This is a genomic window from Rugamonas rubra (assembly GCF_900114705.1).
GTDB lineage: Bacteria > Pseudomonadota > Gammaproteobacteria > Burkholderiales > Burkholderiaceae_D > Rugamonas > Rugamonas rubra.
Map to the genome: position 1 here is coordinate 153298 of NZ_FOTW01000008.1, position 19353 is coordinate 172650.

Annotated in this window: 16 protein-coding genes; 13 read left to right on the forward strand and 3 right to left on the reverse strand. The window is 64.7% G+C overall.

Annotation, left to right across the window (positions count from 1 at the left end; genetic code table 11):
• Positions 1 to 80: 80 nt before the first annotated feature.
• Entirely contained in the window at positions 81 to 1061 is a 981-nt protein-coding gene (locus tag BM252_RS08575; RefSeq protein ID WP_093386644.1) for a LacI family DNA-binding transcriptional regulator, read from the reverse strand.
• A 469-nt stretch (positions 1062 to 1530) separates the two neighbouring features.
• Between BM252_RS08575 and BM252_RS08580 the strand changes: the two genes are divergently transcribed.
• The 7 genes from BM252_RS08580 to BM252_RS08610 all read left to right on the forward strand — a co-directional run bounded on the left by BM252_RS08580 (position 1531) and on the right by BM252_RS08610 (position 11005).
• The gene (locus tag BM252_RS08580; protein ID WP_093386282.1) at positions 1531 to 2787 is read left to right on the forward strand and encodes an ABC transporter substrate-binding protein; all 1257 of its coding nucleotides are present in this window, start codon (positions 1531 to 1533) and stop codon (positions 2785 to 2787) included.
• 104 nt (positions 2788 to 2891) lie between these two features.
• Positions 2892 to 3893, forward strand: a complete 1002-nt coding sequence (locus BM252_RS08585) for a carbohydrate ABC transporter permease (RefSeq protein ID WP_245774160.1) — start codon at positions 2892 to 2894, stop codon at positions 3891 to 3893.
• On the forward strand, positions 3890 to 4774 hold the full coding sequence (locus BM252_RS08590) for a carbohydrate ABC transporter permease (RefSeq protein WP_093386287.1): 885 nt from the start codon (positions 3890 to 3892) through the stop codon (positions 4772 to 4774). Before BM252_RS08585 ends, BM252_RS08590 begins: the two co-directional genes overlap by 4 nt.
• Positions 4775 to 4929: 155 nt before the next feature.
• On the forward strand, positions 4930 to 6318 hold the full coding sequence (locus BM252_RS08595) for a GH1 family beta-glucosidase (protein ID WP_093386289.1): 1389 nt from the start codon (positions 4930 to 4932) through the stop codon (positions 6316 to 6318).
• Positions 6319 to 6320: 2 nt separating this feature from the next.
• Positions 6321 to 7367, forward strand: coding sequence for an ABC transporter ATP-binding protein (locus BM252_RS08600; protein ID WP_093386292.1), 1047 nt, complete (start codon positions 6321 to 6323; stop codon positions 7365 to 7367).
• A 126-nt stretch (positions 7368 to 7493) separates the two neighbouring features.
• Entirely contained in the window at positions 7494 to 9947 is a 2454-nt protein-coding gene (locus BM252_RS08605) for a TonB-dependent receptor (protein ID WP_093386294.1), read from the forward strand.
• 65 nt (positions 9948 to 10012) lie between these two features.
• Complete coding sequence (locus BM252_RS08610) at positions 10013 to 11005, forward strand: glucokinase (protein ID WP_093386297.1); 993 nt, start codon at positions 10013 to 10015, stop codon at positions 11003 to 11005.
• 8 nt (positions 11006 to 11013) lie between these two features.
• Here the strand turns inward: BM252_RS08610 and BM252_RS08615 are convergent, their stop codons facing one another.
• Complete coding sequence (locus BM252_RS08615) at positions 11014 to 12051, reverse strand: PDDEXK nuclease domain-containing protein (RefSeq protein WP_093386299.1); 1038 nt, start codon at positions 12049 to 12051, stop codon at positions 11014 to 11016.
• A gap of 144 nt (positions 12052 to 12195) precedes the next feature.
• Entirely contained in the window at positions 12196 to 13557 is a 1362-nt protein-coding gene (xseA, locus tag BM252_RS08620; protein WP_093386302.1) for an exodeoxyribonuclease VII large subunit, read from the reverse strand.
• Between the two features lie 1577 nt (positions 13558 to 15134).
• Between xseA and BM252_RS08625 the strand changes: the two genes are divergently transcribed.
• The 6 genes from BM252_RS08625 to adk all read left to right on the forward strand — a co-directional run bounded on the left by BM252_RS08625 (position 15135) and on the right by adk (position 19269).
• A complete protein-coding gene (locus BM252_RS08625; RefSeq protein WP_093386304.1) occupies positions 15135 to 15740 on the forward strand; it encodes a MotA/TolQ/ExbB proton channel family protein in 606 nt (201 codons plus the stop codon).
• 12 nt (positions 15741 to 15752) lie between these two features.
• The gene (locus BM252_RS08630) at positions 15753 to 16190 is read left to right on the forward strand and encodes an ExbD/TolR family protein (RefSeq protein WP_093386646.1); all 438 of its coding nucleotides are present in this window, start codon (positions 15753 to 15755) and stop codon (positions 16188 to 16190) included.
• A gap of 147 nt (positions 16191 to 16337) precedes the next feature.
• Entirely contained in the window at positions 16338 to 17483 is a 1146-nt protein-coding gene (gene lpxK / locus BM252_RS08635) for a tetraacyldisaccharide 4'-kinase (protein ID WP_093386307.1), read from the forward strand.
• On the forward strand, positions 17464 to 17640 hold the full coding sequence (locus BM252_RS08640; protein ID WP_082219489.1) for a Trm112 family protein: 177 nt from the start codon (positions 17464 to 17466) through the stop codon (positions 17638 to 17640). The genes lpxK and BM252_RS08640 overlap by 20 nt, the downstream gene beginning before the upstream one ends.
• 1 nt (position 17641) lies before the next feature.
• Entirely contained in the window at positions 17642 to 18409 is a 768-nt protein-coding gene (gene kdsB / locus BM252_RS08645; protein WP_093386309.1) for a 3-deoxy-manno-octulosonate cytidylyltransferase, read from the forward strand.
• Positions 18410 to 18612: 203 nt separating this feature from the next.
• Positions 18613 to 19269 (forward strand): adenylate kinase, encoded by a 657-nt coding sequence (gene adk / locus BM252_RS08650; RefSeq protein ID WP_093386312.1) that lies wholly within the window; start codon positions 18613 to 18615, stop codon positions 19267 to 19269.
• The last annotated feature ends 84 nt before the right edge of the window (positions 19270 to 19353 follow it).

Genomic DNA, 19353 nt, shown 5'->3' on the forward strand with positions numbered 1-19353 from the left:
GGATGCGCGAACGGTGCAGGAGTGCGTGCGATTGTCGCGCCACAGGAACAGCGCGCCCGGCCTAGCCCGGAATGGACAGCTTAGCGCACCCGCCGGGTGGTCTCGCGCACGATCAACTCCAGGGGCGGCACCTGCGTGTCGACCGTCTCGCCGTTGATCAGGCGCAACAGCGCGTTGGTGCTGAGCAGGCCGATCTCGTAGAGCGGCTGGCGAATCGTGGTCAGCGGCGGCGTCGTGTAGGAGGAGCCGGGCAGATCGTCGAAGCCGACTAGCGAGATGTCGTCCGGCACGCGGATGCCCTTGCGGTACAGGCACAGGCGCACGCCGTAGGCGCTCTGGTCGTTGGCGGCGAACACGGCGGAAAACTGCTGCTGGGTCTCGAACAGGTGGTTGATCGCCAGCAGGCCGCCGCTTTCGATGAAGTTGCCCTCGACCACCAGCTTGGGGTCGAAGGGCAGGTCGGCCTCGCGCAGCGCGCGGCGGTAGCCGGCCAGGCGCTCCTCGGCGTCGATGTTGTTGGGCGGACCGGCGATGAAGGCGATGCGGCGGTGGCCCAGTTCGATCAAATGGTGGGTCGCCATCCAGGCGCCGTGCTCGTTGTCGAGCTTGATGCCGAGCGCGCTGCGGGTGTGCAGCTCGCGTCCGGTCGAGACGATGGGGCGCTGCAGCGAGAAGGCGCGCACCGCCTCGTCGGACATGCGGCCCGACAACAGGATGATACCGTCGACCTTGCGCCCCAGCAGCAGGCGGATGCGCTCGGCCTCTTCCTCGGGGTTCCAGTGGCCGCTGACGATCACCGAGGCGTAGCCGGTGCCCTTCAGGCCGTCGTCGATGCCGCGCAGGTTCTCGTCGAAGAAGGCGCTGGAGATGTCCTGCACCACGATGCCGATGGTCATCGAACGGCCCTTCTTCAGGGCCTGGGCCATCTGGTTGGGGGCGAAGTTCATCTGCGCGATGGCGGCCAGCACGGCCTGCCGCTTGTCCTCGGAGACGCGGGCGGTGCCGTTGAGAATGCGCGACACCGTGCTCGGCGACACCCCCGCCAGGCGTGCGACATCCATCAGGGTCGATGGCGGGGTGGGCTGGTCGTCGTGGGTCAAAGTGGTTCCTGTCGGTGCGATGCGCGGTTGCCAGGTCGGGCCTGAAAACCTTTTCAGCGAAAGGGTAACATAAATCGCCCGCCACCCGGCCAAAATGCATCGCAGCGGGCGGGTTCGGCGCTTTTTGGGAATCACGTCACGCAATGTTGAAAACGTTTTCAAGTATTGTTGCATATTTTTCACAACTGACCGGAGCGCAACGGTGCGCCGCCACGGCCCGCCGCGCGACCGGCTTTTCATAGGGGAGGACGGGATTTGGCGGGCGTCGCCGGCCGGCGGCGCGCCCCGGCGGAACTTTCTGTGCTTCAATCCTCGATTCCGCCGGCCCCGATTTGCGATTGACTTCAAACAAAAAGCGGTATTTAATGAATGCATGATGTGAAAACGTTTTCAAGATAGAAAACGCAAACGAATAATCGGAGACAAAACAATGAAGTTAAGGATATCGGCCGCCATGGCCAGCGCCGTCGCATTCTGCGCCGTGGCCACGCCACAGGTGGGCGCCGCCCCGGCGACCATCACCGTAGCCTCCTTCCCGGATCTTGACCGGGCGGTGAAGGTAGCGCTACCTATGTGGGAAAAGCTGCACCCCGAAATCAAGATCAAGCTGGTCAGCCTGCAGATCGAGGACCACCACAACTCCATGACCACCGCGCTGGCGGCCGGCGCCCACCTGCCGGATGTGGTGGCGGTCGACTTCGGCTACATCGGCATCTTCGCCGAGTCCAAGGGGCTGGACGACCTGCTGGCGCCGCCATATGCTGCCGAGCAGTACCGCAAGCAGTTCGTCTCCTACACCTACCCGCAGGCCACCAACTCGCGCGGCAACCTGGCGGCGATGCCGGCCGACATAGGCCCGGGCATGCTGTTCTACCGCAAGGACCTGATGGACAAGGCCGGCATCAAGGAGGAGGAGCTGACCCGCTCGTGGGAGTCCTACATCGAGGCCGGCAAAAAGCTCAAGGCCGCCACCGGCGCCATGCTGCTGGCGCGCGCCGGCGATTTGAAGGACATCTACATCCGCGCCAACCTGAAAGACGGCGAGGGCATCTACTTCGGCGACAAGGGCAAGGTGCTGGTCGACTCGCCGCGCTTCGTGCGCGCCTTCGAGCTGGCCAAGGCGGCCCGCGTCGCCGGCATCGACACCAAGACGGTGGCCTGGACCAGCGAATGGTCGGAGGGCTTCAAGCGCGGCAAGGTGGCCAGCCAAATGAGCGGTTTCTGGTTCGGCGGCCACCTGGCCAAGTGGCTGGCGCCGGACTACAAGGGACAGTGGCGTGCCAGCGGCCTGCCGGGCGGCGCGCTGGCCTCCTACGGCGGCTCCTTCTACGCGATCCCCAAGAAGGCCGTCAACAAGGCCGAGGCCTGGGAGTTCATCAAGTTCATGACCGCCAACAAGGAGGTCCAGCTCACGGCCCTGCGCGAGATCAGCGGCTACCCGTCGCTGCTGGCGGCGCACGGCGACCCGGCGATGGACGAGGCGCAGCCTTACTTCGGCGGCCAGAAGACGCGCCAGCTGGCGCGCGACACCGCCGTCAAAATCCCGGTGATCCGCGTCGACAAATACGACTGGATGGCCAACGAGGTCGTCAACAGCGAGCTGGAAAACGTCCTGGAGCAAAACAAGGACATCAAGACCGCGCTGCGCGACGCCAAGGCGCTGATCGAGCGCCGGGCGCGCCGTTGATGAATGGAGATGAGCATGCACCAGACCACACAGCGGACCAAGGCGCCCACCACGTTGCGGACTGCCTCGAATCGGCAGCGGCAGGACACGCTCCGGGGGCGCCCGTGAGCGCGCCCGCGCTCGGCCCGTTCAAGGCCATCGAGCCGGTCGGCGCCGCGCCAAGCCGGCGTGGCGGCGCGCGCCGTCGCTTCGACTCGAAGAAGTGGGCACCCTACCTGTTCATCAGCCCCTTCTTCATTTTGTTCGGCGCCTTCAGCCTGTTCCCGCTGCTGTTTTCGATCTACCTGTCGTTCAACCAGTGGGACGCCGCCAGCGGCATCACCGCCATGCAGTGGGTCGGCCTGGACAACTACATCTTCGCGCTGAACGACCCTTGGTTCTTCAAGTCGCTCGGCAACACGCTGTGGCTGGCGCTGGCCTCCGGCGTGCCGCAGCACTTGGTGGCGATCCCCTTGGCGGCCTATATCCACAACACCTTCAAGCGCTCGCGCAACCTGGTGATCGGCGCCTACTTCCTGCCCTTCATCACCTCCAGCGTGGCCATCGCGATGGTGTTCAACACCCTGTTCTCGCGCCAGTACGGCGAGATCAACCTGCTGCTCAAGGCGCTCGGCGAGGTGCCGCTGCTCGGTTCCCTGATGCCGGCCGAGCCCATCGACTGGCTCAACAACTCGCAGTTCATCAAGCCGGCCGTGGCCTTCGTGATCTTCTGGCGCTACCTGGGCTGGAACCTGGTGCTGTACATCTCGGCGCTGCAGGTGATCCCGCGCGACCTATACGAGGCCGCCACCCTGGACGGCGCCAGCAAGCGCCAGCAGTTCTGGCACATCACGCTGCCGCAGCTGCGGCCGATGATGTACCTGGCCGTGACCATGACCATCATGGGCAATTTGCAGACCTTCGAGGAGCCCTTCATCCTGGTCGGCGAGTCCGGCGGGGCGGGGCAGGCGGCGCTGACCACCGCCATGTTCGTCTACAAAACGGCGTTCTCGTCGGGCGACTTCGGCACCGCCTCGGCCATCTCCTGGCTGCTGTTCCTGCTCATCGCCAGCAGCACCTGGATCAACAACCGCATCTTCAGCCGCAATGAAAGGGGCGCACGATGAGCGCAGCATCCGCAACAATGGCAGCAAGCGCGGCGCGTTCGAACGGCCTGGGCGCCGCCGCAGCATGGAGCGCCAAGTTCGGCGCCTACGGCATCGTCGGCATCGGCGCGCTGATCATGTTCACGCCGTTCTACTTCATGTTCGTCTTCGCCACCCACACCAGCGCGGAGATCTTCAGCTTCCCGCCGCCAGCCTGGTTCGGCGCCTCGGCGCTGGACAACCTCAAGCTGCTCGAGGAGCGCCTGCCGTTCTGGCGCAACATCGGCGTCAGCCTGTACGTGGCGTTGATGCAGACCGCGCTGACCCTGTTCTTCTGCTCGCTGGGCGGCTACGCCTTCGCCGTCTACGAGTTCCGCTTCAAGCAGCCGCTGTTCGCCATCGTCATGGGTTCGATGATCATCCCCGCCTTCATGGGCATGGTGCCGACCTTCATGCTGATGGACTTCATCGGCTGGCTCGACCAGCCGCGCGCCCTGTACGTGCCGGGCGCGGCCGGCGCGCTGGGCATCTTCCTGATGCGCCAGTACATCGGCACGGCGATCCCGCGCGAGCTGATCGAGGCGGCCCGCATCGACGGTTGCGGCGAGTTCGCCATCTACTGGCGCGTGGTGCTGCCGTTGATCGGCCCGGCCATGGGCACGCTCGGCCTGATCACCTTCATCAACTCGTGGAACAACTTCATCACGCCGCTGGTGGTGATGCGCTCGGTGGAGAACTACACCATACCGGTGGCGCTGCGCAGCATCCAGGCGCCCAACAACACCGAGTGGGGCGCCTTGATGGTGGGCGCCGCGATCGCCGTGCTGCCGCTGTTGATCATGTTCTTCGTCGCCTCGAAGCGCTTGATCGAGGGCTTGACCCAGGGCGCCGTCAAGGGCTGACCCCGCGCCAGACCCAGAAAATCCGCCGGCGAAAATATAGGGTCAGACTCCCCGCCTTGGCGCTAGGGTCTGACCCTGGGGATAGTGCGTCCCATCGCCCCGCCGACCCGCTAGTTTCAACGACTTCTAACCCGACTTTTTTCGACTCAACGACCATGCCAAACCACACCGACAAGCTTGATTTCCCCGCCTCCTTCACCTGGGGCGTGGCCACCAGCGCCTTCCAGATCGAGGGCGCCGCCGCCGAGGACGGCAAAGGCCCCTCGATCTGGGACACCTTCAGCCACACCCCCGGCAAGGTCATCGACGGCAGCAACGGCGACGTCGCCTGCGACCACTACCACCGCTACGCCGAGGACGTCGAGCTGATCGCCTCGCTCAACGTCAACGCCTACCGCTTCTCGGTCAGCTGGTCGCGCGTGCAGCCGGACGGCCACGGCGCCTGGAACGAGAAGGGCTTCGACTTCTATTCGCGCCTGCTCGACAAGCTGCGCGAGAAGAACATCACCGCCCACCTGACCCTGTACCACTGGGACCTGCCGCAGGGCCTGCAGGACATGGGCGGTTGGCTCAACCGCGACACCGCCCACCACTTCGCCGCCTACGCCGCCGAGGTGGCGCGCCGCTTCGGCGCCCGCGTCGCCACCATCGCCACCCACAACGAGCCCTGGTGCAGCGCCAACCTCGGATACGGTAACGGCCAGTTCGCCCCCGGCGTGGCAGACCCGGTCGCCGCGCTGCAAGTGTCGCACCACCTGCTGCTGTCGCACGGCCTGGCCATGCAGGCGATGCGCGCCGTCAAAGCGCCGGCCAAGCTGGGCATCGTGCTGAACCAGTGGACCGCCACCCCGGCCACCGACTCGGCCGCCGACAAGGCCGCCGCCGACCTCGAATACGCCCGCTCGGTGCAGTGGTTCATGGACCCGATCTTCAAGGGCCGCTACCCGGAGTTGGCACTGAAAGCCATCGACACGACTCGTTTGTCCATCTTTGAAAACGATTTCAAGGATATCCAGCAGCCGCTCGACTTCCTCGGCGTGAACTACTACTTCCGCGCCTTCGTCAGCACCGAGACGCCGCCGCGCCTGCCCGAGGCCAAGCTGGGCCTGACCGACATGGGCTGGGAGATCTACCCGCAGGGCATGAGCGAGTTGCTGCAGGCGCTGCACCGCGAGTACCAGCTGCCGCCGGTCTACATCACCGAAAACGGCATGGCCGAGGCGGACCAGCTGGCCGGCGGCCGGGTCGACGACGCCCGCCGCATCGACTACGTGCGCAGCCACCTGCAGGCGATCGCCACGGCGATGGAGCAGGGCGTCGACGTGCGCGGCTACTTCTACTGGAGCCTGCTCGACAACTTCGAGTGGAACTCCGGCTACGCCAAGCGCTTCGGCCTGGTCTACGTCGACTACGCGACCCAGCAGCGCACGCTGAAGGACAGCGCGCTGTGGTATCGCAGCTTCATCGCCCGGCAGCGCGCCGGCCAATACCACCACGCCGGCAAAGCCGTCGGCGCGGTCGGCGCCAGCGGCGCGGGGGAGTAAGCATGGCCAGCATCTCTTTACGCGGCATCCGCAAATCCTACGGCGACGGCCCGGAGGTGGTCAAAGGGCTGGACCTGGAGATCGCCAACGGCGAGTTCATGGTCTTCGTCGGCCCTTCCGGCTGCGGCAAGTCGACGCTGCTGCGCATGATCGCCGGGCTGGAGGACATCAGCGCCGGCCAGATGCTGATCGGCGACACGCTGGCCAACGAGGTGCCGCCGGCCGAGCGCGGCATCGCCATGGTGTTCCAGAGCTACGCGCTGTATCCGCACATGTCGGTGCGCGACAACATGGGCTTCGCGCTGAAGATGGCCAAGGTGCCGGAGGCGCAGGTGCGCGAGGCGGTCAACAAGGTCGCCGAGATCCTGCAGATCAGCCACCACCTGGACCACAAGCCGAAGGCCTTGTCCGGCGGCGAGCGGCAGCGCGTGGCGATCGGCCGCGCCATCGTGCGCCAGCCCAAGGTGTTCCTGTTCGACGAGCCGCTCTCCAACCTGGACGCCTCGCTGCGCGTGCAGACCCGCATCGAGCTGGCCAAGCTGCACCAGGAGCTGGGCACCACGATGGTCTACGTGACCCACGACCAGGTCGAGGCGATGACCCTGGGCGACCGCGTCGCCGTCTTCAACGGCGGCCACATGGAGCAGGTCGGCGCCCCGCTGGAGCTGTACCAACAGCCGGCCAGCCGCTTCGTCGCCGGCTTCATCGGCGCGCTGCGCATGAACTTCCTGCCCTGCCTGGAGGTGGCCGGCCGCTTCGCCCTGCCGCACGCCGGCGACCTGGGCAAGCTGACCCTGGGCATCCGCCCCGAGCACCTGAGCATCGTCGCGCCGGAGCAGGGCTGCCCGGCGCGCATCAGCCTGATCGAGCAGCTGGGCGACGCGCAGATCGTCCACGCCACGCTAGACGGCGGCGCGCACACGGTGGCCATCAAGCTGCACGGCGACCAGGCCACACAACTGCGGCCGGAGCAGCGCATCGGCTTCGTGCCGCAGCAGAACAAGGCCTTCCTATTCGACCCGGCCGGCCGCGCCCTGGCCGCACATTGAACACGAAAATGCAGAAAGCTAAACGGGGGCCCGCCATGAACTCAACTTGAGCACAGCAATGCATGTGCAGCAGTAGCCAAAGAGCTATGTGACATCATTTAATTAACGGAAATAGAGGATAGACAAATGAACCACCTGAAAAAAACCCGGATGGCGCTGGCCATCGCGCTGATGGCCGGCGGCAGCGCCTTCGCCCAGCAGGCCGCCACCGGCGCCGCCGCTCCGACCGCAGCTCCCGCCGCCGCCGCGCCGGCCGCCGCCGACAGCGTCGACCGCATCGTCGTCACGGCGACGCGCCGCAACACCTTCGTGCAGGAGACGCCGCTGGCGATCACCGCCTACAGCCAGGACACGCTGGCCAACAACCAGGTCAAGGATCTGGCCTCGCTGACGGCGATGGTGCCCAGCCTGGTGGTCGAGCAGCACGGCGACTCCGGCGGCGTGCACGTCTACATGCGCGGCGTCGGCTCGGCCAACCACACCGAGCTGGGCGATCCGGCGGTGGCCTTCTACGTCGACGGCATCTACTCGCCGCGGCCGCAGGGCGCCACCGCGCTGATGTACGACTTGAGCCACGTCGAGGTGGCGCGCGGCCCGCAGGGCACGCTGAACGGCCGCAACTCGACCGCCGGCGCGGTCAACCTGGTGTCCGGCGCGCCCAGCACCGACAAGTTCTTCGGCACCGCCGGCATGACCGTCGGCGACCGCCACCACCTGCAGACGCAGGCGATGGTCAACATCCCGCTGAGCGACACGCTGGGCCTGCGCATCGCCGCCATCAAGGACAGCCAGGACGGCACCGTGGCCTTCCGCCAGGGCTCCAACGTGCTGCCCGGTTCGAAGAAGTACGGCGCCAACGACCAGATGGGCGTGCGCGCCTCGCTGCTGTGGAAGATCACGCCCGAGCTGCGCGGCACCTTCATCGCCGACTACTTCCACGACCAGGGCGCCGGCAACGTCTACCTGGCGGCCGAGCCGAAGGCCGGCCAGGAGCTGCGCTCGGCGCTGATCGACACGCCGGGCATGCTCGACCAGTCCATCATGACCTACAAGGGCCGCCTCAACTACAAGCCGACCGAGTCGCTCGACCTGACCTACCTGGGCAGCTGGAGCCGCTACCAGCGCACCAACGCCAACGACGCCGACGCCGGCGTCTTCCCCGGCTTCAAATCGGAGAACCGCACCGAGTGGGCCAAGTTCGACAGCTACTCGCACGAGCTGCAGGCGCGTTCCGACAACGACGCGCCGTTCCAGTGGGTCGGCGGCCTGTTCGTCTTCGGCGAGAAGAACAAGGTGCGCTTCGACATCGACCGCAGCCAGATCTCGCAGGCCACGGTGGCGCAGGACGTCGCCAACGGCTCGGTGATCTTCGTCCAGCCGACCGTCGGCCAGTACGCCTCGGCGATGTCGTTCAAGCAGGGCAACCGCCAGTTGAAATCGAACGCCGCCTTCGCCCAGATCAGCCAGCAGGTGACCGAGCAGATCAAGCTGACCGCCGGCGCGCGCTACACCAAGGACCACAAGTTCGACATCGGCGGCCAAAACTGGGCCTGCCCGAACTGGCCGGCCAACGTCCCGCTGGGCACCACGGTGCTGACGGCCGACCAGATCCGCCAGCTGGTCACGCCCGGCTCGGGCCTGATCAACAGCCACAACATCGGCCCCGGCGGCGCGGTGACGGCGGCCGGCTGCGGCAACACCCCGGGCGACAACTCGGCCGACCTGAAATACAGCCAGTCGACCTGGCTCGGCCGCGTCGAGTACAAGCTGGCGCCGCAGATCCTGCTGTTCGGCTCCGTCACCACCGGCTTCCACTCGCCGGCCATCGGCGACGGCGGCGCCACCACCAAGCCGGAAAAACTGACCAGCTACGAGATCGGCTTCAAGTCCGACCTGTTCAACCGCGAGCTGACCTTGAACCTGGACGCCTTCTGGATGAAGTACAAGGACAAGCTCGAATCGCAGGTGGTCAACAGCGTGCTGGCCAACTTCAACGCGGCCGGCGCCACGGTCAAGGGGATCGAGGCGGAATGGACCTGGCGTCCGACCCGCATCGACCGCCTGACCGGCAACGCCACCTACCTGAAGGCGGTGTACGACGATTTCCTGTCCTGCGACGTCGACGCGGCGCGCGCCAACGGCCAGTCCTGCGGCTCGACCGCGCCGCTGGTCAACGTCGGCGGCGCCACCATGAAGCACGCGCCCAAGTTCGCCACCACCATCCAGTACGAGCACGACTTCGCGCTCGGCGGCGGCCAGCTGACCCCGCGCGCGGCGGTGCACTACGAGGGCGATTCCTTCATCGGCAGCGGCGCCTTCAACGGCGACGTGCCGGGCCACGCCGGCGTGAAGCGGCAGGACGCCTACACCACGCTCGACCTGAGTGTGCGCTACCAGCCGAGCAACAAGGCCTACACCGCCGAGCTGTTCGTGCAGAACGCCACCGACAAGGCGGTCAAGCTGGACGTGACGGAGCTGTGCACCGACACCGGCATGCCTTGCCAGCCGACCCAGCAAATCTACGGCGCGTTCTATAATCAGCCCCGTACGTTCGGTGCGCGCGTGTCGATGAAGTTCTGATCGCCGGGCGCGGCGGTCAGTGGGACCGCCCGCCGCGCCCGCACCACGGAACCTCAAGGACAACCATGCAACGCGACAGCTTCCCCGGTTTCATCAACGGCCCGCGCCTGCTGGCCGACATCGGCGGCACCAACGCCCGCTTCGGCGTGGAGACGGCGCCCAAGCGGATAGAGGCGATCTGGACGGCCGACTGCGCCGCCTACCCGACCCTGGGCGCGGCGCTGGTGCACTACCTGGCGCAGCCGGCCACGGTGGCCGCCGGCGGCTACCAGGCGCGCCTGGCCGGCATCGCCATCGCCAACCCGATCGACGGCGACTGGGTGCGCATGACCAACCACCACTGGTCGTTCTCGATCGAGGCGGTGTGTTCGCAATTCAGTTTGAAATCGCTGGTGGTGGTGAACGACTTCACCGCGCTGGCCAGCGCCTTGCCGCACCTGGACGCCGGCCACATGCGGCAGATCGGCGGCGGCACGGCGCGCGCCGGCGGCGTGGTCGGGCTGGTGGGGGCGGGCACCGGGTTGGGCGTGTCCGGCCTGGTGCCGGCCGGCGCGCGCTGGATCGCCCTCGACAGCGAGGGCGGCCACAGCACCTTCGCGCCGATGAGCGAGCGCGAGATCGACATCCTGCGCTACGCCCGCCGCTTCCACGAGCACGTGTCGAGCGAGCGGCTGGTGTCGGGCATCGGCCTGGGGCTGGTGTTCCGCGCGCTGGCCGAACGCGGCCGCGTCGAGGCGGAGAATTTAAGCGCGCCGGAGATCGTCGAGCGCGGCCTGCGCGGCAACTGCCCGCTGTGCGTCGAGACGCTGGAGGCGTTTTGCGAAATGCTCGGCACCGTCGCCGGCAACGTCGCGCTGACCCTGGGCGCCAAGGGCGGCATTTACATCGGCGGCGGCATCGTGCCGCGCATGGGCGATTTTTTCGCCCGCTCGGGCTTCCGCGCCCGCTTCGAGCAGAAGGGGCGCTTCTCCGACTATCTGGCGCAGATCGCCACCTTCGTCATCACCGACGACTATCCGGCGCTGATCGGCATGTCGGCCATGCTGTCGGCGGAGTAGCTACAGGATCAATCCGTGTTGCCTGCCAGTTCCGCCTCGATCTCGGCGATACTTGGCAGGCTGCGCTCCAGCGATTCCGGTAAATCGCGTAGCAATTGGTACTCGGCGATGCCTATCGGTTTGTCGATGCCGGACAGCGCATATTCCGCCACCAGCCGGTTTTTCTGCTTGCACAGTAACAAGCCGATGGTTGGCTTGTCATCCTCGGCTTTGATCTGGGCATCGACCGTGGAAAGATAGAAATTAAGTTGGCCAGCGTGTTCGGGTTTGAAGGCGCCGGCTTTCAGGTCAACGACCACGTAGCATTTCAGGCGCGTGTGATAAAACAGCAGGTCGATGAAGAATTCGTCGCCGGCCACGTCAAGCCGGAATTGCCGCCCGACGAAGGAAAAGCCGGCGCCAAGTTCCAGTAGGAAGCGGGTGATATGACGGATTAGTCCATCTTCGATCTCGCGTTCCTGCGCATCATTGCCCAAACCGATAAAATCGAACAGATAGGGGTCTTTCAGGGCTTCCTGTGCCAGGGCGGAGGCAGCGTTCGGCAAGCTGATCATGAAATTGCTTACCGCAGCCCCCTGACGTTGCCGCAAATGGTTCTTGATGTTCAATTCCAGTGTCGTGCGCGACCAGCCGTGCTGTACGGCCTGCGACGCATACCATTCTCGCTCGTTGACGCTGCGCAGCTTGGTCAGCAACGTGACGATATGGAACCACGGCAATTGGTCAGCAGGCTGCTGACCGAATTGTCCAGCCGGGCAATGCTGCGCAAAAAAGCGCATATATTTCAGATTACTTGACGACCAACCCCGCATATCAGGAAATTCATCTTTGAGATCGCGCGCCAGTCGGTCGATAACCTTCGAACCCCAGGCTTGGCTTTGTTGCCTTTGCAGGATGTCATGTCCAATACGGCCGTAAAGCCGGACCAGTTCGGCGTTGACGGCCAGTACGGCCCGTTGCCGGGCGCTACTGATGTCGGTTTTGAGTTGCCTGAGCCAGTCGGCGTAATCGTCGGGCATGGCTGCAGGGAGCGAGGTTGTTGTCATGCTGACACCTCTTTTGGGAAGGTTTCGGCGACGGCTCCCTGCCAACGTCAATGCCTTATTGCTGACCTGTTGTAGCAAAATGCAGAGAGGATATTGGATATCTTAGCGGCGCGATCCAAATACTCTCTGCTTTTTCTCGACAAATCAGTCCAGCGTGGGCTGCACCGCCGCCACGTCGATCTGCGCGCTGCCCTCGGCCAGGCGCACGGTGAGCGATTGGCGCGGCTTGAGCTGGGCCGGCGAGCGTAGTACGGCGCCCTTGGCGTCGGTGACGATGGCGTAGCCGCGCTCCAGCGTGCGCTGCGGATTGAGCAGCTCCAGCTGCGCCGCCAGCGCGCCCAGCGCGTCGCGCCGCTGCCCCAGCAAACTCCCCATGCACAGCGCGCCGCGATGCTGTAATCCGGCCAGCTGCTGGCGCGCCGCGCGCACGTCCGGCCGCTGCGCCGCCAATCTACCGCTCAATCGATCCAAAGCACCGCGCGCCTGCGCCAGCGGCGCACGGTTGGCGTGCGTCATCGCCGTTGACAAGGCCAGCAGCTTCAAGCGCTGCTGGCGGATCTGCGCGGCGGGGCTGAGCAGGCGGCGCGTGTGGTTGTCCAAGGTCTGCGCCGCCTCGCCCACCGCGCGGCGCATGGCGCGGCGCAGGTCGGTGGCGTCGGCGCGCAGCGAGGCGAGCCAGTCGGCGCGCGGCGTGGCGGCCAGCTCGGCGGCGGCGGTCGGCGTCGCCGCGCGCAGGTCGGCGGCGAAGTCGCTGATGGTGAAGTCGGTCTCGTGGCCGACGCCGGAAATCACCGGCATGCTGCAGTTGGCGACGGCGTAGGCCACCGCCTCGTCGTTGAACGACCACAGGTCCTCGATGCTGCCGCCGCCACGGCAAACGATCAGCACGTCGCACTCGGCGCGCTCGGAGGCGGTGTCGATGGCGCGGGCGATCAATTCGGGCGCTTGCTGGCCCTGCACCGGCGTGGGATACAGCACGATGTGGATGTGCGGCGCGCGGCGTTTCAGCGCGGTGAGCACGTCGCGCAGCGCCGCCGCCTGCGGGCTGGTGACGATGCCGATGGTGCGGGCGAACATCGGCAGGGCGCGCTTGCGGTCCTGGTCGAACAGACCGGCCGCGCCGAGCCGCTCCTTGAGCCGCTGGAAGGCCTCGAACAGCGCACCGACGCCGGCGCGGCGGATCGCCTCCACATTGATCTGGTAGTCGCCACGGGCGCCGTACAGCGTCACCAAGGCGCGCACCTCGACCTTGTCGCCCTCGCGCGGGATGAAGCCGGCGTGCTGGGCGCGGCCACGGAACATCACGGCGCGCACCTGGGCCGCGTCGTCCTTCAGCGTGAAGTACCAGTGGCCCGAGCTGGCGCGGGTGAAGTTGGACACCTCGCCGGCGATCCAGCTGAGCGGAAAGGAGCGTTCCAGCAGGCGGGCAACGGCCTGGTTGAGCGCCGTGACGGTCATCACGGGCGGTGGAGGAGGGCTGAAATCGGTGTCGTCGCTGTGGTTCATGATGTCGAAAAAATAAGCTATCCACAAAAATTGGTGGCGGTCATGCTTATGTCATATATCAACTAAAACGGCAAGGTTATATTGTAAACATTTGATTATTAAGGGTAAATATTTTTGCCGCATTTGCATGCAGAGGCAAAAAAGCCTTACGGATCAAGCACTTTGGGTTTGCCACCGGCAGTTACGCACAAAGTTATCCACAGAAGATGTGTGGAACTTTGTGTGAGCGATAGTCTTTTTCGTATTGCTTGTTTGCCACTGCGCAAAATTTATGCAGGGAAAGTATATTATTACAAATCAATGACTTAGTCTCTTATCTGCCGTCTTGCGCACAATTTTATCCACAGAAGATGTGCAGAACTCGCGACTTGTCCCCACGCGGCGAATGGCGCCAAATAACTGGCGGAGGGCGAACGCGCGCGTTTTCCACTGCGGAAGCTGGCTGCCTTGTTTTTACTCAAGGCAATAAATCTTATATAAATCAAAGACTTCACGGGCCATCACCTAGCTTGCGCACAATCTTATCCACACAAAATGTGCAGAAGTGTAGTGTTGCCGCCGATAGCGAGACTAAATCGATTACCTGCCGTATTTGGGTGGTGGAAACGGCCGCTCCGGTGCAGAAGTCGACAAATATTGCCGATCTGCCATATTTTTATGCATTGCTTAAATATTCTTTAAAAACAAAGACTTGGAGGTTGGTGAGAATGATTGCTAACAATCTTATCCACATTTAATGTGCAGAACCGTGGTCTGGCGTGGCGGCCCGCTGGCGCGGGCGCGACCGAGTCGGCGCAGGTTTTACCATGCGTTTTTTTTACGCATGGTAAAAATACCCATACAAATCAAGCACTTGATACTTAGCCACGGGCCTTGCTAACAATCTTATCCACAGTTTGTGTGCAGAACTGAGAGTTTTGCCACTTTTGGTGTCCTTAGTCGCTGCGGCCGGCTCCAAACAGCCGGTCCGGTGGATATCTTCCACCCAGGAAGGGCGATTGCCCTATTTTTGCGCACGGGTATAATATTAATATTTATCAATGACTTAGCTGTTGATGTCCACCGTTGCACACAATCTTATCAACAGAATATGTGCAGAAGTAGGCACAACTTTTGCTGAGTATATTCGGCCAGCATGGTCGGCTGCCCGGAGCGGCGCTGCGACTATTTTAGGCTGCTTGACTATGTCTATATAAATCAATGGCTTAGCTAGGCATTGATGGCATTGCGCACAATTTTGTCCACAGAAAATGTGCAGAACTCCACAAGCTCAGCATTCTGTGGATTGTTTGATGCCGCGCAAACGACGATCGGATTTTTGCTGCGTTTTTGCGCACACCTGAATTCTCCTTTGAAATCAACGGTCTTCCCGACTGTCAATTGGCTTGCGCACAATCTTATCCACAGAACATGTGCAAAACCCGCAGCAATGGCCGGCGCCGCCACCCTGCGCCGGCCGAATCGCCACTTGCCGAGCGCGGCCCAACAAGTTACATTGCGCCTTTGGGTTGCGCCCTTGTCGCCAGCCCTAGCCGGCGGATTCGATCCCGGCCGGTTTATCCACACAGGAGTTCGTTTTGCTCGCCATTCTTCAAGCTGCAGGTTGGCCTATCTGGCTGTTGTTGATCGCTTCCATCGTTGCCACCGCGTTGATCATCGAGCGCCTGTTGTATCTGCGCCGCCGCAAAATCCTGCCACGCAAGCTGCTCGACGAGGTGGTGCAGGTCTACCGCAGCGGCAACATCACCCCCGACATCATCGACAAGCTGGAGAAGAATTCGCCGCTGGGCGTGGTGCTGTCGGCCGCACTGCGCAATATCGATTCGCCGCGCGAGGTGATGAAGGAGTCGATCGAGGAGGCCGGCAGCGGCGTGGCCCACATGCTGGAACGCTTCCTGACCACGCTGGGCACCATCGCCACGCTGGCGCCCTTGATGGGCTTGTTCGGCACGGTGGTCGGCATGATCGAGATCTTCGGCTCGCAAAACGCCAGCGGCGCCAATCCGGCCCAACTGGCGCACGGCATCTCGGTGGCGCTGTACAACACCGGCTTCGGCCTGGCCATCGCCATGCCGGCGCTGGTGTTCTACCGCCACTTCCGCGCCCTGGTCGACAGCTTCATCATCGAGATGGAGCAGCAGGCGGTGAAGTTCGTCGACATCGTCCACTGCAAGCGAAAGTAGAACGCGATGGGCATGAACTTCCGCAAAGGGCAGGGCCGCGAGCATCCCGAGATCAATCTGATCCCCTTCATCGACGTGCTGCTGGTGATCCTGATCTTCCTGATGGTCACCACCACCTACAGCAAGTTCACCGAGCTGCAGATCACCCTGCCGACGGCCGACGCGGCCAAGGCGGTCGAGCGGCCCAACGAGTTGAACATCACCGTCGACGCCAAGGGCAACTACACCATCAACAAGGAACCGGTGTCCTTCCACGACGTGGCCGGCCTGGCCGCCGCCATGCAGGAGGCCGCCAAGGCCGGCGCCAAGCCGGGCGACAAGAGCCCGGTGGTGATCATCAACGCCGACCAGTTCGCGATGCACCAGATGGTCATCAACGTGATGGAGGCGGCGCGCATGGCCGGCTACGACAAGCTGACCTTCGCCGCGCAGACCGGCGGCGCCAAGTAAGGCCGCTACCCCAGGCAGCTTGCTGAGCGACGACCCACCCCGCAATGCGGCCGAAAGGGGTCAGACCCCGCATGGGGTCTGACCCCGGCATCCGGGGTACGGGGTAACGCTCAATCATGCCCCTTTTTTCACATTACCTCTTTATCCATGCCTTCCACCCGACCGACTCGCACTGCCGCATTGGAAACCACGCTGACGCGCGCCTGGTTGCGCCGTGGCCCGCTGGCCTGCGCGCTGTGGCCCGTCTCGCTACTGTTCCGCGCCCTGAGCGCGCTGCGCGCGCGGCTGTACCGCGCCGGCCTGCTGGCCTCGTCGCGGCTGCCGGTGCCGGTGGTGGTGGTCGGTAACATCTTCATCGGCGGCACGGGCAAGACGCCGCTGACGATCTGGCTGGTGCAGGCGCTGCAAGCGGCCGGCATGCGGCCGGGCGTGGTCTCGCGCGGCCACGGCAGCGCCGCCGCCACGCCGCGCGCGGTGGACGCCGGCTCGACGCCGCAGCAGGTCGGCGACGAGCCGCTGCTGATCTTCCAGCGCACCGGCTGCCCGGTGATGGTGGGGCGCGACCGCGCCGCCACCGGCCGCGCGCTGCTGGCGGCCCATCCCGGCGTCGACATCCTGCTCACCGACGACGGCCTGCAACACTACGCGCTGCAACGCGATGTCGAGATCATCCTGTTCGACGGCCGTGGCGCCGGCAACGGCTGGCTGCTGCCGGCCGGGCCGCTGCGCGAGCCGCCGTCGCGCTGGCGCGACTTCACCGTCATCAACGCGCCGGAGCTGACGCCGGCGCTGGTCGCCGCCACCGGCGCCGCCGAGGGCCGCGCGGTGCAGATGCAGTTGGTCGGCGAGATGGCCGAGCAGCTGCGCGACCGCAGCCAGCGGCGCCCGCTCAGCGCGCTGGCCCGGCCCGAGCGGCTCGGCCCGGCGAACCAGTCCGGCGACTCCGACCCGACCGGCCAATCGAGCCAGCCCGGTCCGTCTGCCCAGCCCGCCCTGCGCATCGTGGCGGCGGCCGGCATCGGCAATCCGCAGCGTTTTTTCGCCATGCTGCGCGCCGCCGGTTTGCGCTTCGAGGAGCTGCCGCTGCCCGACCATCACGATTTCCTCGACCAGCCGTTCGGCGCCCTGCAGGCCGATATGATCTTGATGACCGAGAAGGATGCAGTAAAATGTGCGCGAATTGAAGATCTCAAAGACGACCCGAGACTGTGGGTCGTCCCGGTGACAGCGCGCATCGACGCGGCGCTGGCCGAACAAATTGTGGAGAAATGCCGTGGATGCTCGCCTGCTTGATATTCTGGTCTGCCCTGTTTGCAAGGGCCCCCTGGAGTACGATAAAAAAGCCCAGGAAATGATTTGCCGCGGCGACCGCCTGGCCTACCCGATCCGCGATGGCATCCCCATCATGTGGGCCGACGAGGCGCGCACCCTGCAGGACGCGGTGGAATAAGGTGTCCTTCGTCGTCATCATTCCGGCCCGCCTGGCCTCGACCCGCCTGCCCAACAAGCCGCTGGCCGACCTGGGCGGCAAGCCGATGGTGGTGCGCGTGGCCGAGCGCGCGCGCGAGGCGGGCGCCGCCCGCATCATCGTCGCCACCGACCACGCCGAGATCCGCGCCGCCTGCGAGCTGCACGGCGTGGAGGTGTGCATGACCCGCGCCGACCACCCGTCCGGCACCGACCGCATCGCCGAGGTGGCGCACGCGCTGGGCCTGGCGGCCGACGCCGTGGTGGTCAACCTGCAGGGCGACGAGCCGCTGATCGACCCGGCGCTGCTGCGCGCGGCGGCCGACTGCATCTCCGCCAGCGTGCCGATGGCCACCTGCGCCCATCCGCTGCACGACGCCGCCGACGCCTTCAACCCCAACGTGGTCAAGGTGGTGTTGGACAAGGCGGGCAGGGCGCTGTACTTCTCGCGCGCGACCATACCGTGGCACCGCGACGGCTTCGCCCAAAGCAAGGAAGCGCTGCCGGCCGGCTACGTGCCGCTGCGCCACATCGGCCTGTACGCCTACCGCAACGACTTCCTGCAGGCCTATCCGCAGCTGGAGGCGTCGCCGCTGGAGTCCATCGAGGCGCTCGAGCAGCTGCGCGTGCTGTGGCACGGCCACGCCATCGCCGTCCATGTCACCGAGGCGGCGCCGGCCGCCGGCGTCGACACGCCGGAGGATCTGGCGCGCGTGCGGCGGCACTACGATTCAGCTGCCAGTAAGGAATAAACGATATAACTGAAATCGCATCACGATATTCACATAGAACATCACTTTCCCCACGCCGGCCGACGATAAGCCATGTCATTTTGCTCATAAACTGGCGTGGCGCGGGAGTTCTGTGGTAAGTTTCGTACCAAGATAGTCAGATTCGCAGCACTTCTACTGTTTCCAATACCAACCATCCAAACATCGTTTTTTAGGAATTTTTCATGCGTCTTATTCTTTTAGGAGCACCCGGTGCAGGCAAGGGCACCCAGGCTAATTTCATCAAAGAAAAATACAACATCCCGCAGATCTCGACCGGCGACATGCTGCGCGCCGCGATCAAGGCCGGCACGGAGATGGGCATGGCCGCCAAGAAGGTGATGGACGCAGGTGGACTGGTGTCGGACGACATCATGATCGGTCTGGTCAAGGACCGCCTGACCGAAGCCGACTGCGCCAACGGCTATTTGTTCGACGGTTTCCCGCGCACCATCGCGCAGGCCGACGCGATGAAGGACAACGGCATCAACGTCGACTACGTGCTGGAGATCGACGTGCCCGACGCATCGATCATCGAGCGCATGGACGGCCGCCGTTCGCACCCGGCCTCGGGCCGCGTCTACCACGTCAAGTTCAACCCGCCCAAGGTCGAAGGCAAGGACGACATCACCGGTGAAGACCTGGTGCAGCGCGACGACGACAAGGCGGAGACCGTCAAGAAGCGTCTGGACGTCTACCACAACCAAACCAAGGTGCTGCTCGGTTACTACAACAACTGGGCCCAGTCGGGACAAGCCGGCGCGCCGAAGTACCGTCGCATCGCCGGCGTCGGTCCGGTGGAAGAAATTCGCGACGCCGCGTTTGCCGCGCTGGCCGAATAAGCGTTACAGTAGAGCGGACCGAGCGTCCGCTTTTTTTGCGCCCGCTTTTCGCGCCGCGCGCCGCGCGCCCCATGCTCGTTGCCG